At 63.0% G+C, this 16,911-nt stretch carries 16 protein-coding genes and 1 pseudogene; 12 read left to right on the forward strand and 5 right to left on the reverse strand.

The genetic code is table 11. The features are described from left to right. The first annotated feature begins 64 nt into the window (after nucleotides 1–64). A complete protein-coding gene (locus tag NVV93_RS00425; protein ID WP_258252496.1) occupies nucleotides 65–751 on the forward strand; it encodes an NrdJb in 687 nt (228 codons plus the stop codon). Nucleotides 752–965: 214 nt separating this feature from the next. Here the strand turns inward: NVV93_RS00425 and NVV93_RS00430 are convergent, their stop codons facing one another. Both NVV93_RS00430 and NVV93_RS00435 read right to left on the reverse strand, forming a co-directional pair. Further along, on the reverse strand, nucleotides 966–1,916 hold the full coding sequence (locus tag NVV93_RS00430; protein WP_258252497.1) for a homoserine kinase: 951 nt from the start codon (nucleotides 1,914–1,916) through the stop codon (nucleotides 966–968). Nucleotides 1,917–1,929: 13 nt separating this feature from the next. Then, the gene (locus tag NVV93_RS00435; RefSeq protein ID WP_258252498.1) at nucleotides 1,930–2,214 is read right to left on the reverse strand and encodes a DUF2782 domain-containing protein; all 285 of its coding nucleotides are present in this window, start codon (nucleotides 2,212–2,214) and stop codon (nucleotides 1,930–1,932) included. Between the two features lie 74 nt (nucleotides 2,215–2,288). Between NVV93_RS00435 and polA the strand changes: the two genes are divergently transcribed. Beyond that, nucleotides 2,289–5,072 (forward strand): DNA polymerase I, encoded by a 2,784-nt coding sequence (polA, locus tag NVV93_RS00440; RefSeq protein WP_258252499.1) that lies wholly within the window; start codon nucleotides 2,289–2,291, stop codon nucleotides 5,070–5,072. 250 nt (nucleotides 5,073–5,322) lie between these two features. Here the strand turns inward: polA and yihA are convergent, their stop codons facing one another. Continuing rightward, nucleotides 5,323–5,973: a ribosome biogenesis GTP-binding protein YihA/YsxC gene (gene yihA, locus NVV93_RS00445; RefSeq protein WP_258252500.1), complete on the reverse strand. Its 651-nt coding sequence runs from the start codon at nucleotides 5,971–5,973 to the stop codon at nucleotides 5,323–5,325. Nucleotides 5,974–6,164: 191 nt separating this feature from the next. On the opposite strand from yihA, the gene NVV93_RS00450 reads away from it, so the two are divergent. The 7 genes from NVV93_RS00450 to NVV93_RS00480 all read left to right on the forward strand — a co-directional run bounded on the left by NVV93_RS00450 (nucleotide 6,165) and on the right by NVV93_RS00480 (nucleotide 12,239). Then, complete coding sequence (locus NVV93_RS00450) at nucleotides 6,165–6,455, forward strand: cytochrome c5 family protein (protein ID WP_258252501.1); 291 nt, start codon at nucleotides 6,165–6,167, stop codon at nucleotides 6,453–6,455. 46 nt (nucleotides 6,456–6,501) lie between these two features. After that, nucleotides 6,502–7,107: a cytochrome c gene (locus tag NVV93_RS00455; RefSeq protein ID WP_258252502.1), complete on the forward strand. Its 606-nt coding sequence runs from the start codon at nucleotides 6,502–6,504 to the stop codon at nucleotides 7,105–7,107. 150 nt (nucleotides 7,108–7,257) lie between these two features. Next, nucleotides 7,258–7,890: a thiol:disulfide interchange protein DsbA/DsbL gene (locus tag NVV93_RS00460; protein WP_258252503.1), complete on the forward strand. Its 633-nt coding sequence runs from the start codon at nucleotides 7,258–7,260 to the stop codon at nucleotides 7,888–7,890. Between the two features lie 10 nt (nucleotides 7,891–7,900). Further along, a complete protein-coding gene (locus NVV93_RS00465; protein WP_258252504.1) occupies nucleotides 7,901–8,770 on the forward strand; it encodes an endonuclease/exonuclease/phosphatase family protein in 870 nt (289 codons plus the stop codon). An 8-nt stretch (nucleotides 8,771–8,778) separates the two neighbouring features. Continuing rightward, nucleotides 8,779–10,605, forward strand: a complete 1,827-nt coding sequence (locus NVV93_RS00470; RefSeq protein WP_258252505.1) for a diguanylate cyclase — start codon at nucleotides 8,779–8,781, stop codon at nucleotides 10,603–10,605. Nucleotides 10,606–10,869: 264 nt separating this feature from the next. Next, nucleotides 10,870–11,463, forward strand: coding sequence for a MarC family protein (locus NVV93_RS00475; RefSeq protein ID WP_258252506.1), 594 nt, complete (start codon nucleotides 10,870–10,872; stop codon nucleotides 11,461–11,463). Continuing rightward, nucleotides 11,460–12,239 (forward strand): N-acetylmuramoyl-L-alanine amidase, encoded by a 780-nt coding sequence (locus tag NVV93_RS00480; RefSeq protein ID WP_258252507.1) that lies wholly within the window; start codon nucleotides 11,460–11,462, stop codon nucleotides 12,237–12,239. The genes NVV93_RS00475 and NVV93_RS00480 overlap by 4 nt, the downstream gene beginning before the upstream one ends. On the opposite strand, the gene NVV93_RS00485 is transcribed toward NVV93_RS00480, so the two are convergent. After that, nucleotides 12,226–12,633 (reverse strand): response regulator, encoded by a 408-nt coding sequence (locus NVV93_RS00485; RefSeq protein WP_258252508.1) that lies wholly within the window; start codon nucleotides 12,631–12,633, stop codon nucleotides 12,226–12,228. The genes NVV93_RS00480 and NVV93_RS00485 overlap by 14 nt on opposite strands. A gap of 271 nt (nucleotides 12,634–12,904) precedes the next feature. Here NVV93_RS00485 and NVV93_RS00490 point away from each other — a divergent pair. The 3 genes and pseudogenes from NVV93_RS00490 to NVV93_RS00500 all read left to right on the forward strand — a co-directional run. Then, nucleotides 12,905–13,147 (forward strand): annotated as a pseudogene (locus tag NVV93_RS00490) (CheR family methyltransferase); the annotation flags it as partial. Nucleotides 13,148–13,282: 135 nt separating this feature from the next. Next, nucleotides 13,283–14,512: a hybrid sensor histidine kinase/response regulator gene (locus tag NVV93_RS00495; protein WP_258252509.1), complete on the forward strand. Its 1,230-nt coding sequence runs from the start codon at nucleotides 13,283–13,285 to the stop codon at nucleotides 14,510–14,512. Nucleotides 14,513–14,676: 164 nt separating this feature from the next. Then, the gene (locus tag NVV93_RS00500) at nucleotides 14,677–14,976 is read left to right on the forward strand and encodes a hypothetical protein (RefSeq protein ID WP_258252510.1); all 300 of its coding nucleotides are present in this window, start codon (nucleotides 14,677–14,679) and stop codon (nucleotides 14,974–14,976) included. Nucleotides 14,977–15,108: 132 nt separating this feature from the next. On the opposite strand, the gene NVV93_RS00505 is transcribed toward NVV93_RS00500, so the two are convergent. After that, the gene (locus tag NVV93_RS00505; protein ID WP_258252511.1) at nucleotides 15,109–16,908 is read right to left on the reverse strand and encodes an ATP-binding protein; all 1,800 of its coding nucleotides are present in this window, start codon (nucleotides 16,906–16,908) and stop codon (nucleotides 15,109–15,111) included. Nucleotides 16,909–16,911 lie beyond the last annotated feature (3 nt).

The following is a 16,911-nucleotide window of genomic DNA, read 5'->3' on the forward strand; positions in this document are numbered from 1 at the left end:
GTAGGGCGGGTGCAGCCCGCCAGCCCCATGAGCGGCGGGTTGCACCCGCCCTACGGAGGAGCGCATGAGCGTAAAGATCGGCCAGAAGATCAAGGGTTTCGCGATAGTCGACGAAGCAACCGAGCGCGCCCGCCAGAGCGCTGCCGAAGCGGCCGCCGTGGTGCAGATGGACGAAACCCTGCAACGTCCGGAGACCCTGATCGGGGTCACCTACAAGATCAAGTCGCCGCTGTTCGAGCACGCCCTGTACGTGACGATCAACGACATCGTCCTCAATCCCGGCACCCCGCACGAGCAGCGCCGGCCGTTCGAGATTTTCATCAACTCGAAGGGCATGGAGCATTTTCAGTGGATCGTCGCGCTGACCCGGATCATGTCGGCGGTGTTTCGCAAAGGCGGCGACTGCACCTTTCTGGTCGAGGAATTGAAAGCGGTGTTCGACCCGCGCGGTGGCTATCTCAAGCGTGGCGGGGTGTACATGCCGTCGCTGGTTGCCGAGATCGGCGCGGTGCTGGAGCGTCACCTGATCGCCATCGGCCTGATGCAGGGCCAGCAGGTCGACGAGGAGCAGCGCCTGTATCTGGCCGAAAAGCGCGCCGCCTACGAAGCGCAGCTGGGGGTGAGCAAGGCCGAGCCCGGCGAAGGCTTTCCGCCTGGGGCGCAGCTGTGCGGCAAGTGCAATACCCAGGCGGTGGTGCAGATGGAAGGCTGCGCGACCTGCCTGAATTGTGGCTATTCGAAGTGCGGCTGACCCGCACGACGGCTGTTCTCGTCGCGAATGAATTCGCTCCTACAGCAGTAGGGCGGCCCGGAGCGCCGGCCGCTCAGGAGCGGAGCGCACAGTCCGCCTCGAGCGCTGCGCCCTACGTGCAGCCCCCGCCTTACCAATATCCGTTGTAGGAGCGAATTCATTCGCGATTCCGGCAATCTAACCAGATCGCGGCGATTGCCCTCCGGCAGGCGGGCTACAGCGCAAACGGTAACGGCACATGCACCTGTTGGCGCAGCGCCAGTTTGCGGCGGTATTCCTCGGGGTCTTTGATCAGCACGGTCTGGCCAGCGAAGGCCTCGGCGGCGATCAGGCGCGACAGCCAGAAACGCAGGCAGGCGACCCGCAGCAGGGTCGGCCACAGTTGCGCCTCGGCCGGGGTGAACGGCCGCAGCGCGGCATAGGCGGCAAGCAGGGCGCGGGAGTGGGCGGCATCCAGGCTGCCGTCGGCTTCGCTGCACCAGTCGTTGAGGGTGATGGCCAGGTCGTAGAGCATCGGCCCGGAACAGGCGTTGTAGAAGTCGATCACCCCAGACAGGTGATTGCCGTCGAACAGCACGTTGTCGCGGAACAGGTCGGCATGCAGGTTGGCGCGCGGCAGGGCGAGAATCTGCGCGTGGCATGCGCCGATTTCCGCCAGCGTGGCGCGCAGCAGATCGACCTCGGCGTCGGCCAGTTTGAGCGCCAGGCTCGGCCCTTCGGCCAGCATCCAGTCGAGGCCGCGATCGGTTTTGCGTTCGCGCATCTGGCCACGGGTGGCCAGATGCAGATGCGCCAGCCAGCGGCCGACTTCGGCGCAGTGATGGGCATTGGCCACGGTGACGTGTTTGCCGGGCAAGCGCGGCTGCAGCAACGCCGGTTTGTCCGCCAGGCTGCGCAGCGCTTCGCCGTGTTCGGTACGCAACGCGTAAGGCACCGGCAGGTTGGCGGCGTGCAGCACATCGAGCAGTTCGATGATGAACGGCAATTCCCCGCGCGGGCCGCGCTCGACCAGCGTCAGCACGTACTCGCCGCGTTCCAGGCTGATGAAGAAATTGCTGTTTTCGCTGCCGGCGCTGATGCCTTGGAAATTCTTCAGCCGCCCAAGTCCGTAGGGGGCGAGGAAGGCCTCCAGTTCATGGCGCTCGAGCGGCGTGAATACCGACATGCTCAGCCCTGCCTTACCATTTAAAGATCTCCCAGGCCGGGATCAGCATGTCCGGGTAGTCGGAACGCACGAAGTTGCCATCGCTGCCATCGGCACGCACCAGGAAGTAGGGTTTGCCGCCTTTGGGGATGACCTTGATGGCGTAGAGGAAACCGTTGACCCGGTATTCCTGGATGGTCTTGTCGCCTTCCTGGCGAATGGTGACATCTGGATCGCCGCTCGCCGGCTCTTCGGCGAAAGAGGCCAGTGGCGCGAGAGCGAGCAAGCCGGCCAGCACCAGGCGGTTGATTGTGCGCATGATAACCTTGTCCCTTTGTCGTCAATGTTCCAGCTAGTTTAGCGCTGGGCCCGTCGAAAAGGTTGATCCTGCTCATGTCACACGCTCCCCTGGTCCTGGTGGACGGTTCCTCCTACCTGTATCGCGCCTTCCATGCCCTGCCGCCGCTGACCACCTCCAAAGGTCTGCCGACCGGTGCGGTGAAGGGCGTGCTGAACATGCTCAAGAGTCTGCGCAAGCAGTATCCGGACAGCCCTTTCGCGGTGGTCTTCGATGCCAAGGGCGGCACCTTTCGCGATGAACTGTTCGCCGAATACAAGGCCAACCGGCCGTCGATGCCGGACGAGCTACGCGTGCAGATCGAACCGTTGCACGCCAGCGTGCGCGCCCTCGGCCTGCCGTTGCTGTGCGTCGACAACGTCGAGGCCGACGATGTGATCGGCACCCTGGCGCGGCGTTGCGCCGCTAGCGGCCGCGACGTGGTGATTTCCACTGGCGACAAGGACATGGCGCAGCTGGTCTGCCCGCATGTGACCCTGGTCAACACCATGACCGGCAGCGTGTACGACATCGAAGGGGTGAGAACCAAGTTCGGCGTCGGTCCCGAGCTGATCATCGATTACCTGGCGCTGATGGGCGACAAGGTCGACAACATTCCCGGCGTGCCGGGGGTCGGCGAGAAGACCGCGCTGGGCCTGCTGGTCGGGGTCGGCGGCGGTCTCGATGTGCTGTATGCCAACCTCGACAAGGTCGCCGAGCTGCCGATTCGCGGCGCCAAGACGCTGGCCGCCAAGCTCGCCGAACATCGTGAGATGGCCTACCTGTCCTATCAGCTGGCGACCATCAAATTGGACGTCGAACTGAACCTGGAAATCGACCAGCTGTACCCTGGCGCGCCGGACAACGCGGCACTGCTCGAGCTGTATCGGGAGCTGGAATTCCGCAGCTGGGTCGATGAAGTACAGCGCCAGGCGCCCAAGGCCAGCGCCGCGCCGATGCCCAGCGGCGGACTGTTCGACGCAGCCCCCGAGGTGGATGGCGAGGAGCCACCGATCGCGCCGAGTGCCACGGCCAACTACCAGACGATTCTCGAGCAGGCGCACTTCGATGCCTGGCTGGATAAGCTGCGCAACGCCGAGCTGATCGCCTTCGATACCAAGATTGCCGGCGCCGATCCCCAGCAGGCGGCGCTGGTCGGTTTGTCCTTCGCGGTCAGCGCCCATGAGGCCGCGTATCTGCCGCTCGGCCATTCCTATATGGGTGTGCCGCAGCAGCTTGATCGCGATCAGGTGCTCGCCGCGCTCAAGCCACTGCTCGAGGATCCGCGCAAGATCAAGCTCGGCCAACTGGCCAAGGACGACATCAACGTGCTGGCCCGCTACGGCGTGCAGGTGGACGGCGTGGCGTTCGACAGCATGCTCGAGTCCTATGTGCTGGACTCCACCGCCACGCGCCACGACATGGACAACCTGGCGCTGAAATACCTCGAGCAACGGCCCACCGCCCTCGAAGACATTGCCGGCAAGGGCGTCAAACAGCTGAGTTTCGACCAGATTGCCCTGGAACAGGCCGGTCCCTATGCCGCCGAAGAGGCCGATCTGACCCTGCGCTTGCACCACACGCTGTGGGGCAAGCTGCAAGCCATTCCCAGCCTGGCCAAAGTGCTGACCGAGATCGAAATGCCGCTGGTGCCGGTGCTGGCGCGCATCGAACGCCAGGGGGCGTTGGTGGATGCCAAGCTACTTGGCGAGCACAGCCGCGAACTCGGCGACAAGCTGGTGGCGCTGGAGCGTGAGGCCTTCGCGATTGCCGGCGAGGAATTCAACCTCGGCTCGCCCAAGCAGCTCGGGGTGATCCTCTATGAAAAGCTCGGCCACCCGGTCATCAGCAAAACCGCCAAGGGCCAGGCGTCGACCGCCGAGGCGGTGCTCGCCGAGCTGGCCGAGCAGGATTTCCCGCTGCCCAAGGTGCTCATGCAGTACCGCAGCCTGAGCAAATTGAAGAGTACTTACACCGACCGCCTGCCGGAGCAGATCAACCCGCGCACCGGGCGCATCCATACCTCCTATCATCAGGCGGTGGCGGCGACCGGACGGCTGTCGTCGACCGACCCGAACCTGCAGAACATTCCGATTCGCACCGCCGAAGGACGGCGAATCCGCCAGGCGTTCGTAGCGCCGCCCGGCTACCAGCTGCTCTCGGCCGACTACTCGCAGATCGAGTTGCGCATCATGGCCCACCTGGCCAAGGACGAAGGTTTACTGGATGCCTTCCGCAACGATCGCGACGTACACCGCGCGACAGCGGCCGAGGTGTTCGGCGTGGCGCTCGATGAGGTCAGCCACGACCAGCGGCGGAGCGCCAAAGCGATCAACTTCGGGCTGATCTACGGCATGAGCGCATTCGGCCTGGCCAAGCAGATCGGCGTCGACCGCAAGCAATCGCAGGCCTATATCGACCGCTATTTCGCCCGCTATCCCGGCGTGCTCGCCTACATGGAGCGCACTCGTGAGCAGGCGGCGCAGCAAGGCTTCGTCGAGACGCTGTTCGGCCGCCGCCTGCACCTGCCGGAGATCAATGCGAAGAACCCGGCGCTGCGCAAAGGCGCCGAGCGCACGGCGATCAACGCGCCGATGCAAGGCACGGCGGCGGACATCATGAAGCGCGCCATGGTCGCGGTGGACAGCTGGCTCAGCGCCTCGGGGCTGGACGCCAAGGTGATCTTGCAGGTGCACGATGAATTGATCATCGAAGTTCGCGAAGACCTCATCGACCAGGTTCGCGAACAAGTCCGCCCGCTAATGAGCGGCGCTGCGCAGCTGGATGTGCCGCTGCTGGTCGAGGTTGGCGTCGGGGCCAATTGGGACGAGGCGCACTGAGGAAAATAACGAGCGCTTACAGCCGAAGGGAATGGTCGAAGGCGCTCTTATTGCGAAGAATTGTTAAACGAGTTCTGAACTTTCCCGCAAAGCGTGCAGTCAGAGTACCTGAATGGCTGATGAAGCCCTTCGGTGCTCCTAATGTTGTGTTTAGTGTTGGCAGATCTCTGAACCCCGCCCTAGCGGTTCAGATCTTAAACCCCGAGCCTCCCCTCCCCATACGAAGCTCGGGGTTTTTTTTGCCTGCGATTCAGCCTTCTTGGGCTTCCTGCTCGATCTCCTGATCTTCCAGGCGCAACCACTGCGCCAGTACCGCGTGGGCTTCCTCGATGCCCAGACGCTTGGGCGCCGAGAACAATTGCAGGCTCACCGCGTCGCCCCAGCCTTTGTGCAAATCCTGGCGGACCTTGAGCAAGGCATTCTTCGCTGCGCCGTAGGCCAGCTTGTCGGCTTTGGTCAGCAGGATATGCATGGGCATGCCGCTGGCCAGTGACCAGTCGAGCATCATGCGGTCGAATTCGGTCAGCGGATGGCGGATATCCATCAGCAGGATCAGGCCAGCGAGACTTTCCCGGCTGCCCAGATAAGCCTCCAAATGCCGCTGCCAGTGCTGTTTCAGCGGGATCGGCACCTTGGCGTAACCGTAACCGGGCAAGTCGACCAAGCGCCGTTCATCATCCAGGCGAAAGAAGTTCAGCAGCTGGGTGCGCCCGGGGGTTTTCGAGGTACGCGCCAGGCTAGCGTGGGTAAGGGTATTCAGGGCGCTGGATTTGCCGGCGTTGGAACGCCCGGCAAAGGCCACTTCAAAGCCGCTGTCTTCCGGGCATTGGTCGACCTTGGCGGCGCTGATCTGGAAAGTGGCTTGCTGACACAGGCCAAGAATCGGGTTTTTCACTGACATTGGAGGGGGTTCCACAGGTGCGACGCGGTGTCGCAGGGGGCGGTTTCGTTTCCGTTTAAGCGGCTCCAGTATATAATGCCGCAGATTTTGTGTGCGCTTTGTCCCTTAGTCAGGCGGGCGTTCACTGGAACGATTTATAGAGTCTGCGCACTGAGAACGCAGGACGTTCCATCTCTGATGAGGTCAATCTGATGAAATTGTTGCTGCTTGCAGCCACTAGCATACTGTTGGCCTGCAGTGCCCAGGCGGCCCAAGATCCGCAAGCGGTGTTCAACCGCAGTTGTGGGGCCTGCCATAATGGTCAACTGCCGACGGCGCCAAAAAAAGGCGACGCGGCGGCATGGAAACCGCGCTTGGATCAGGGCATGGAAACGTTGGTGCAACATGTCACCAATGGTTTAAATGCCATGCCTCCGCGCGGTATGTGCGCAGACTGTAGTGCCGAGGATTATCAGGCCGTCATCACGTGGATGGCCCGCTAATGTCGAGCTGGATTTTCTCTCCCCTTAGCCGTAATTGGATTAGCTGATGAACAAAGTACTCGTGAGTCTGCTGTTGACCCTGGGCATCGCCGGTACGGCTAATGCCGCAGGTGATGCCGCCGCCGGTCAGAGCAAAGCTGCTATGTGTGGCGCTTGCCACGGTGCCGACGGTAACAGCGCGGCGCCGAACTTCCCGAAACTGGCTGGTCAGGGCGAGCGCTACTTGCTCAAGCAGCTGAAGGACATCAAGGACGGTAATCGTCAGGTGCTGGAGATGACCGGTCTGCTGACCAATTTCAGCGATCAGGACCTGGCTGATCTCTCCGCCTATTTCGCCGGCCAGAAAATGAGTGTCGGCGCTGCCGATCCGCTGCTGGTCAAGCGTGGCGAAGAATTGTTCCGCGGTGGCAAGCTGCAGGAAGGCATGCCGGCCTGTACCGGTTGCCACTCGCCGAGTGGCGAAGGTAACGCTGCCGCTGGCTTCCCACATCTGGGTGGCCAGCATGCTCAATACGTGAACAAACAGCTGACGGCGTTCCGTGAAGGCGAGCGTACCAACGATGGCGACACCATGGTCATGCGCGCCATCGCTGCCAAGCTGAGCAACAAAGATATCGCCGCAGTATCCAGCTACATCCAAGGCCTTCACTAAGGTCTGCGAGGTGTCAGAATTAGGGTGGCCAAGGCCACCCTTTTTCGTTGTGGGCGCCGCTACAATATTCGGAACCGGCGCTCTGCGCTGTCGGTCGAAAGCTGGTCCGCCGTCAGCTCGAGCGGGCCTCTAAATGCCAAGGAGTAATGCATGCGTAATCTGATTCTGTCCGCCGCACTCGTCACTGCAAGCCTGCTCTGTCTGCCTGCCCAGGCTGCCGAACCGATCGAGGCGGGCAAGCAGTATGTCGAGCTGAGCAGCCCGGTGCCGGTGGCGAAACCCGGCAAAATCGAGGTGGTGGAGCTGTTCTGGTATGGCTGCCCGCATTGCTACCAATTCGAACCGACGCTCAACCCATGGGTGGAAAAACTTCCCGCTGACGTGAACTTCGTGCGCATCCCGGCCATGTTCGGCGGTGTGTGGAACGTGCACGGCCAGCTGTTCATTGCCCTTGAATCGATGAAGGTCGAGCACAAGGTGCACAACGCCGTGTTCGAGGCCATCCACAAGGACGGCAAGAAGCTGGCGACGCCGGAAGAAATGGCCGAGTTCCTCGCCACCCAGGGCGTCGATAAGGATGCCTTCCTCAAAGCCTACAACTCGTTCGGCGTGAAGAGTCTGAGCGAGAAAGCCAAGAAACTCGGCATGGCCTATCAGATCAGCGGCGTGCCGAGCATGGTGATCAATGGCAAATACCGGTTTGACATCGGTTCGGCCGGTGGCCCGCAGCAGGCGCTCGAGGTTGCCGACCAGCTGATCGCTAAAGAGCGCGCGGCGAAGTAAGGCGACCGAGATGCTGCGCCGCTGGGGTAATGAACGCATGGTTGGACTGCATGATCCGCAGATCAACGGCGATAGTTCAGGGCGCGGCGATTTGCCTGCCGAGGGTCGTCTGCGACTGCTCAGCTTCAACATCCAGGTGGGCAACAGCACCGAACGCTTTCACCACTACCTGACCCGCGGCTGGCAGCACGTCCTGCCGCACCAAGGGCGTTCCGGCAATTTGCAGCGCATCGGCGCGCTGCTCGGCGATTACGATCTGGTCGCCCTGCAGGAAGCCGATGGCGGCAGCCTGCGCTCGGGCTATATCAACCAGGTGGAACATCTGGCCCAGCTCGGCGCGTTCCCTTACTGGTACCAGCAGCTCAACCGCAATCTTGGTCGCCTGGCGCAGCACAGCAATGGCGTGCTCAGCCGTCTGCGGCCGTCCCTGCTGGAGGATCACCCGCTGCCCGGGCCGCCGGGGCGTGGGGCGATTCTGCTGCGTTTCGGCGCTGGCGCTGACGCGCTGGCGGTGGTGATGATGCATCTCTCGCTGGGCACTCGGACGCGCACGCGGCAGCTGGCGTATATCCGTGAGCTGATCGGCGGCTACCGCCATCAGGTGCTGATGGGCGACATGAACACCCATGCCAGTGACTTGCTCGAAAACTCGCCGCTGCGCGATCTCGGTTTGCTGGCGCCGCAAATCGAAGCCACCTTCCCGAGCTGGCGCCCGCAGCGCTGTCTCGACCATATCCTCCTCAGTCCCAGCCTCACCCTGGAGCGCGTGCAAGTGTTGGCCCAGCCGATCTCCGACCATCTGCCGGTGGCCGTGGAAATTCGCCTGCCCGACTCCTTGGCTGGCGATACACCACCGATGCGGCTGACCGACCCTCGTTAATGGCGACCATGACCGACGATACCCAGCGCTGGAAGGACAAATACTTCGACAGTCTCGAACAGCAGGAGCAGCTCGAGCGGCGCTGGGATGCGCGTCTCGACTTGCTGCGCCGTGGCCTGGTGCGCAGTTCGCTGGCGGCCGAGGGTGCCGACAAGGCGGTCGACCAATGCATGCAGGAGCTGCGCGAAATAGTGCGCGGCGAGCAGATGGATGCCGGTCTGGCCGCGCTGATCCCACGGCTGGAGCGCGCCGTGCTGGATTCCGAGCAGCGCCGCCAACAGCGCAGCGAGCAGACCGTCGCCGGCCTCAATGGGCTCGCCCAACAGCTGTTGCAGCTGGACTTGCCGCGCGAGGTGCGCAAAGCGCTCAAGCAGTTCGGCAAACGCCTCGACGAGCGCGCCCGCCAGTCCCGAGAATTGCCGGTGCTACTCAACGAACTGAGCGACCTGCAGCAGCAAGCGCTGACCAGTCTGGAGCCGGGTGGCGCGGAGGCCGAGCGGCCCGGTTTGCTGCAGCGGCTGTTTGGTGCACGGGACGAGATGGCCGAGGCACCGCCGTTGACCGTGGCCGCCGCGGCGCTGGAGGTGTCGGCCGCGCTGCCGCACGCGGCGCCACTCATCGTTCCGGAAGAAGTCGCCAGAGCGCTGCCCGAGCGCCTGCCGGTGGCGGATAGTGCGGCGCTGCTGCCCCGCATACCAACGGCCTCCAGCCTCGACAGTCTGCCGCTGGCGGCCAGCGTGTTGCTCGGCGATGGCGACCCCGCCTATGCGCTGCCGCCGCCGGAGCCGGGCTACAGCGCCATTGCTCCGCATGTGGCCGAGAGCCTGCGCAAGTTGCTCGACGAACTGGAATTACCGGCGTTGCACCAGCCGCAGGCCGATGCCCTGCGCGAGCGCCTGCAAGGCGGACTGAACTGGTACGAACTGGTCCCCGCCTTAGACGACCTGGCGGTGTTGGTGCTGGCGGTGACCGATGACGGCCAGCGCGAATTTGCCGGCTACCTGAAGCAGCTCAACGAGCGCCTGGCAACCTTCCTCGGCAGCCTCAGCGAGGCGCACGATGGCTATGCCGAGTCGTTGCAGAGCACCCGCGCGCTGGACGATCAGTTGCGTGAGCAGGTCAGCGGCCTGCAACAAAGTGTGCAGGAAGCTGCCGATCTGGACAGTCTGAAACGCACCCTGGAAAGCCGTCTGGAGAATCTGCTCGGCAGCATGGGTGAGTACCAGCGCCAGCGCGACCAGCGCGAGCAGGAAGTCAGCGGCCGCCTGCAGACCCTGGTCGAGCGAGTGACGAGCATGGAGGAGGAAGCCCAGGGCTTCCGTCAGCGTCTGGAAATCCAGCGGCAGAAGGCGCTGGTCGATCCGCTCACCGGCCTGCCCAATCGCGCCGCCTGGAGCGAGCGCCTGGAGCTCGAAGTGGCGCGCTGGCAGCGCTACGGCGGCGAGCTGCTCTTGGCGGTGCTGGATATCGACCATTTCAAGCGCATCAACGACAGCTTCGGTCATCTGGCTGGCGACAAGGTGCTGAAAATCATCGCCGGCGAATTGGCCCGGCGCCTGCGCAAAACCGATTTCATCGCCCGCTTTGGTGGCGAGGAATTCGTCCTGCTGCTGCCCGGCACGCCGCTGGACGGCGGCGCGCAGGTGCTCAACACGTTGCGCTTGGCCATTGAAGCCTGCCCGTTCCACTTCAAAGGCGAGCCGTTGAGCATCACCCTGTCCTGCGGTCTGACGGCGTTCAGCGCCGACGACCAGGCGCCAGCGGTATTCGAGCGCGCCGACCAGGCGCTGTACCGCGCCAAGCGCGGCGGGCGCAATCGCATCGAGCGCGGCTAGCGCGGAAACCTGCAGTCATAAGCGGGTGGCGCGTTCCTGACTGTGGCCAAGGCGAACAGCCATGACACTGAACGCATCGCTTAGAGCCTGTCTACGATCTGCTGCGCGTCGGCCCTGCTGCGTTAAAAACAGGCTCGAAATGCTCATTTACAGCTCGTAAACTCCGCTTCCTCGCCTGTTTTGACCAGCCGGAGGCTGTTACTAACGTAGCGTCTTGCATGGCTCTAGCTCGCGAGATCGTAAACAGGCTCTCAGGAGTGCGTCATGGATATCTTCAGCATCGCCTTGCTGCTGTTCTTCGTCATGGATCCGTTCGGCAACATCGCCATCTTTATTGCCGCCTTGAAGAACGTGGCGCCCGAACGCCGGGTGAAGGTGGCGCTGCGCGAGCTGTTGTTCGCCCTGGTGCTGCTCATGCTGTTCCTCACCTTCGGCGACAAGATCCTTAGCGGCCTGGGACTTTCCCGTGAAGCGACGGCAATTGCCGGCGGCATCATTCTGTTTGTCATCGCCATGCGCCTGATCTTTCCGCCGCCGCAAGGTGTACTCGGCGAGCTGCCCGGTGGCGAGCCGTTGCTGGTGCCGCTGGCCACGCCCGCCGTGGCCGGCCCTTCCGCACTGGCGGTGCTACTGACTCTGCGCAACACGCACCCCGAGCCACTCTGGGAGTTGTACCTGGGCCTGTTCCTGGCCTGGGCGGCAACCGCCTTCATTCTGCTTCAGGCGTCCTTCCTGCAGCGCTTTCTCGGCGTGCGCGGGCTGACTGCGGTGGAGCGCCTGACCGGTATGTTGCTGATCATGCTCAGCGTCGACATGCTCCTCGATAACCTGCAAAGCATCCTGCACATCAGCCCATGAAGACTTTCGCACTGCTCCTCACCCTCGCCCTGCTGGCCGGTTGCGCCGGCGGGTTGCGCATCGACACCTCGCAGCCCTCGGCCAATCACGACAGCCGCGTGCAGTTCATCGTCCTGCATTACACCTCCACCGACTTGCAGCGCTCGTTGCAGATCCTCACCCAGGACGAAGTCAGCAGCCATTACCTGATCGGCGCGGCGCCACCGACCATCTACCGTCTGGTCGAGGAAGACCAGCGCGCCTGGCACGCCGGCGTCAGTGAGTGGCAGGGCCGCACCTGGCTGAATTCCAGTTCGATTGGCATCGAACTGGTCAATCCAGGCTTCGAAGACACGCCCAACGGTCGCGTCTGGTATCCCTACTCGGACGAGCAGATCGATGCGTTGATCCTGCTGCTCAAGGACATCGTCCAGCGCCACCACATCGCGCCGGAAAACATCATCGGGCATAGCGATATCGCACCGCTGCGCAAGCTCGACCCGGGGCCGTTGTTCCCCTGGCAACGACTCGCCGCGGCCGGTTTGGGGCGCTGGCCGGAGGCCGGCGCTGTGGCGCGCGCGCAGGCGCGCTTCGCTCAAGGGTTACCCGAGATCGGCTGGTTTCAGCAGCAGTTGCAACAAGTCGGTTATGCCACGCCGCACACCGGCGTGCTGGACGACGCCACCCGCCGGGCACTGGCGGCATTCCAGATGCATTACCGGCCGAGTCGTTTCGACGGGGTGGCGGACGCGCAGACCGCGGCGCTGCTCAGTGTGCTTGCGGTTAGCCGGCCTTGAGCAGCTCGCGGACCCGCTCACGCAGCAGCTCGAGGTTGAACGGCTTGGTGATGGTTTGCGTGGGAATCGCCGCGTCACCGCGCAGGTTGAGCAGGTCGCTGAGCAGATCGCCCTCGGCATAGCCGCTGGCAAACAGGATGGGCAGCTGCGGGCGCAATTCGCGCGCCGCCTCGGCCAGCTCGCGGCCGCTCATGTCGGGCAGGCCGATGTCGCTCATCAGCAGATCGATCGACTGTTCGCTGCGCAGCAGGTCCAGAGCATCGCTGGCATCGCCGGCGGCCAATACCGCATAGCCGAACTCCTCAAGGACTTCGACGGTGAGCAGGCGCACCACATCGTCATCTTCAACCACGAGGATCGACTTGGACTGCTGGCGGGCGGACGGCCTGGGCATGCGACGATCTCGGGAGAAGTTGAAGAAGGTCGGGGCTGCGAGGCGGCGATCTTTCCTCCGTGCGGCACAAACCTCAAGCGCCGCCGCACGGTCAGAATCGCAGCTCCCAGCGTAAATCTGGACTAATCCTAATCGTAGTCTTTTGCCCGTGGATTCTTCGATGGCCAATCAGACCGATGAAACCAGCTTTCGCCGCATCCTCAATCGCAGCATCGCCTTACCGCTGGGCTTTGGCGGGGTCGGAGTGCTGTTCTTCATCGCGTTGTTCGAGCGCGCCCACGTGACCTTCGGCGACCACAGTCTGGCCACCGACAGCGTGTTTGCAGAAACCCAGCTGATTTCCTGTCGCAACGTGCTGATCTACTTCAACACGGATTTGCAGAACCGCGTACTGGGGCTATTCCGCAACCGTGGCTTTCTCGGCCTGGGCAGCAAGGAGAGCTTGGATTTCTCCGCCTATGCCAAGCATTTCGAGGCGCTGCTGCGTCCCGAACGGATTTTTCGCAAGCGATGAAGCGCTCTGGCACGTGGCGGTCGGCCGATGCGCCGGTCTCGACCATGCCGGAGGCGGTGCTGAAGCGCCTGCACCGGACTATCTTCTGAGCATCGCCGCCATGCAGCCCGTACTGGCGGACTTGGATACCCCATCATGCTGAGAAAGATCGAAGCCAAGCTATTGATCGTCGACGATCTGCCGGAAAACCTGTTGGCTCTGGCTGCCCTGATCCAGGGCGAGGAGCGCAGCGTCTTCCAGGCCAGTAATGCCGATCAGGCCCTGGCGCTGCTCCTCGAACACGAGTTCGCCCTGGCCATTCTCGACGTGCAAATTCCCGGCCTGAATGGCTTCGAGCTGGCCGAGCTGATGCGTAGCACAGAGAAGACCAAGCAGATCCCCATCGTCTTCGTCAGCGCCGCCGACCGTGAGCTGGATTACGCCTTCAAAGGTTATGAAAGTGGCGCGGTGGATTTCCTCCACAAGCCGTTGTCGCCCCACGAGGTGCGCAGCAAGGTCTCGGTGTTCGTCGAGCTGTACCGGCAGCGCAAGGCCCTGCTGTGCCAGCTCGAGTCGCTGGAGCACAGCCGTCGCGAGCAGGAGGCGCTACTCAGCGAGCTGCGCGCCACGCAAAGCGAACTGCATCAGGCGGTGCGCATGCGCGACGACTTCATGTCGATCATTTCCCACGAGCTGCGTACGCCGCTCAACGGCCTGATGCTGGAAACCCAGCTGCGCAAGGTGCGCCTCGAGCAGAACAACACGGAGGCCTTCACCCTCGACAAGTTGCGGGTGATGAACGAGCGCGACGAGCGCCAGCTGCAAAGCCTGACCCGGCTGATCGAAGACATGCTCGATGCCTCGCGAATCCGCACCGGCAAGTTGTCGATTCGTCCGCAGCGCAGCGACTTGGCCGCCCTGGTGCGGCGCGTGGTGGAAAATCTTGCCGCGCACATCGCCAACGCTACCGGCACCGTCGAGGTCCATGCGCCCGAGCCGGTGCTGGCGCTGGTCGACGAGTTCCGCATCGAGCAGGTGATTGCCAACCTGTTGACCAATGCGCTGCGCTATGGCGCCGACCAACCCGTGCACGTCACGGTGCACGGCAGTCCGCAAGGTGCGTGGATCGAGGTCCGCGATCAGGGTATCGGCATTTCGTCGGCGGATCAGCCGCGCATCTTCCAGCAGTACGAACGAGTCGATGGGACCGGCGTGCGGCATGGCTTGGGCCTGGGCCTGTTCATCACCAAACAGATCATCGGCGCACATGGCGGCAAGATCGAGCTGCACAGCGAGCCAGGTAAGGGTTCATGTTTCTCGGTGTGGTTGCCGGAGGACGGCTGGCAGGCTGGAGCCCAGCAGCCCGGCAGCGGTCTTGCCGAGTAATGCAAAATGCAATGGCCGCTTGACCGCGGTCGTGCAAAGCGCAACGGCATGGCGATTTGATTGCAGCTCAAGTGGCTGATTAAGAAGAGAATAATTTAATTTTTTGGCTGGCATGACGGCTGCACTTGAGTTCCTAAAGACTGACTCTGTGCTGGAGAAATGCCATGACCGTCCGCCAGATTGCCCTGTTTAGCCTGCTCTCCTGCACCGCGCTGCTGGCGGCGCGCGCTGCTGCCGACGACTCCGAAACCGATGTCGCAGCGACCGCCACCGAACTGCGGATACCGGTCGAAAGCAGCGTGGTCAACAGTCGGTCCGCCGTCGCGACATTCCAGCAGGCGGCGCAAACCTTGGGTAACTCCCGCCCCACCCAGCCTAGCGCCAGCGCTGACGGCCAATGGCTGCGCATCGGCGCCGAACCACGCAGCGCGGATGAACCGACCATCCAGCGTTGGATGTTCTGAGCCGCTGCGCCCAGGTTGTTCAAACTGGCTTGCGGTCTGTGCGCTGGCTGCTTCCTGCTGGCATTGCTGGCCGGCCGGCGGATCACGTTCGACCCGCTGCTGCGCTGATCGCTCCTGGCTCTAGAGCGCCGTTCAGATGGGTAGGGTGAGATAGAACTGGGCGCCCTGTCCCGGTCGCGAATACACGTTGATGCGCCCGCCATGCATCTGCACGACTTCCTTGCACAATGCCAAGCCGAGGCCCACGCCTCCCTTCTTGGGGCTGACCTGCACGAACGGCTCGAAAATTCGCGCCTGTTGGCTGAAGGGAATGCCCTCGCCCTGATCCTGCACGCTGATCACCACACGCTCGCCGTGGCGACGGGCCTGCAGTTCCACCTGATCACCATCCTTGCTGTGCCGCAGGGCATTGCTGAGCAGGTTATCGAGCACCCGGTCGATCAGCGCCCGATCGATGCTGATGCGCGGCAAGGAGCCCTGGAAGGCGACTTCCAGGCGGATAGCGCGTTGCCCGGCCGCTACGGTGAAACGCTGGCGCGCCTGCTCGAGCAGTTCGCCGGGCTCGTTCGGGGCCAGTTCGACTTTCTGCATGCCGTTCTGGTAACGAGAGAAATTCAGCAGGTCGCTGATCAGTTGCACCAGGCGCTGCATTTCTTCATCGACGGTCTGAATCAGATCGGTTTCGCGGCTTTCGGCGGGGAAATGCAGGCGTTCGCGCAGCAGGCTGAATGCCATGTGCATGCCGGTCACCGGGGTACGCAGCTCATGCGAGGCGCGCAGCACGAACTCGTTGCGCACCCGTTCGAAGGCCCGCTGTTCGGTGACATCGCGCAGGACCAGCACCGCGCCGATTTTGTCATTGTCGCCGTGCTGCACCGGGGTTAGTGTCCAGGCCAGCACGCGGTGCTCGCCGAGGCTGTCGATCTGCAGGTCATTATGCGGTTGCTCCAGCGAGGTGCCGCTGAACACCTGTTGCACCGCTTCTTCGAGCTCTGGATAGGCGAGCACCGCGCCGAGGCGCTGGCCATGCGGGTCGCCGCGCCAGAACAGCTGATGGGTAGCGACCGGATTGGCGTGCTCGATGCGCCCTTCGGCATCGAGAATCACCAGCCCGTCATCGATGCTGTCGAGCACCGCCTGCAGGCGGTGCTGGCTGGACATCAGCTGGCTGACGTTGCTCAGCTGATGCTGGCGCAACGCTTCGGTCATTTGCCCGAAGCGTCGGCTGAGCACCGACATCTCCACCACGCTGGAAATTGGCAGGGTGACGTCGTAGTTGCCTTTGCTGACGTCTTCGGCAGCCCGCGCAAGCATATCGATGGGCGCGCCGAAGCGGCGAGCGACGCTATTGGCGGTGATAAAGCCGATCAGCAGCACGGTGATGCCTACCAAGCCGAGCAATCCGGCGATCAGTTTGGCGCGTTCGCGGGAATCCGCTTCTGCGTCGGTAATGCTGTTAATCGCCTGTTTCTGCACGTTAATGATGTGCTGGCGCAGTAGCGTAAAGGCCTCGGCGAATTCACCGTTGCCGTGCATGCTCGGCGTTCCTGGGCGGCCATGGTCGATCTGCCGGGCCAGCTGTTCATAGAGGCTTTCGATATTGCGTAACGCGGGTAAGGTGGTGGCATCACGGTTGGTGCTGATGGCTGTAGCCAGTGCCTCGCGGAACTGCGTTTGGGCCAGCCGCAAGCGTTTGTTGGCCGGCTCGCTGTCGATCAGGTTGATCAATATGTCGCTCAGGTGCTCGCGCAATTGCTGACTGGTATCGACGATGGCGAAGTTGTACTGAATCAACTGTTCTTGATTTCGCGCCATCTGCATCACGCTGATCAGGCCGAGTAGCAGGCCGAGCAGGGCCACGCTGATCAGCGCGGAAATACTCAAGAACAGCCGGGTGCGCAGCTTCATCGGTAGTTTCACGGGCAACTTCATCGG

This window comes from Pseudomonas sp. LS44 (genome assembly GCF_024730785.1).
Lineage (GTDB): Bacteria > Pseudomonadota > Gammaproteobacteria > Pseudomonadales > Pseudomonadaceae > Aquipseudomonas.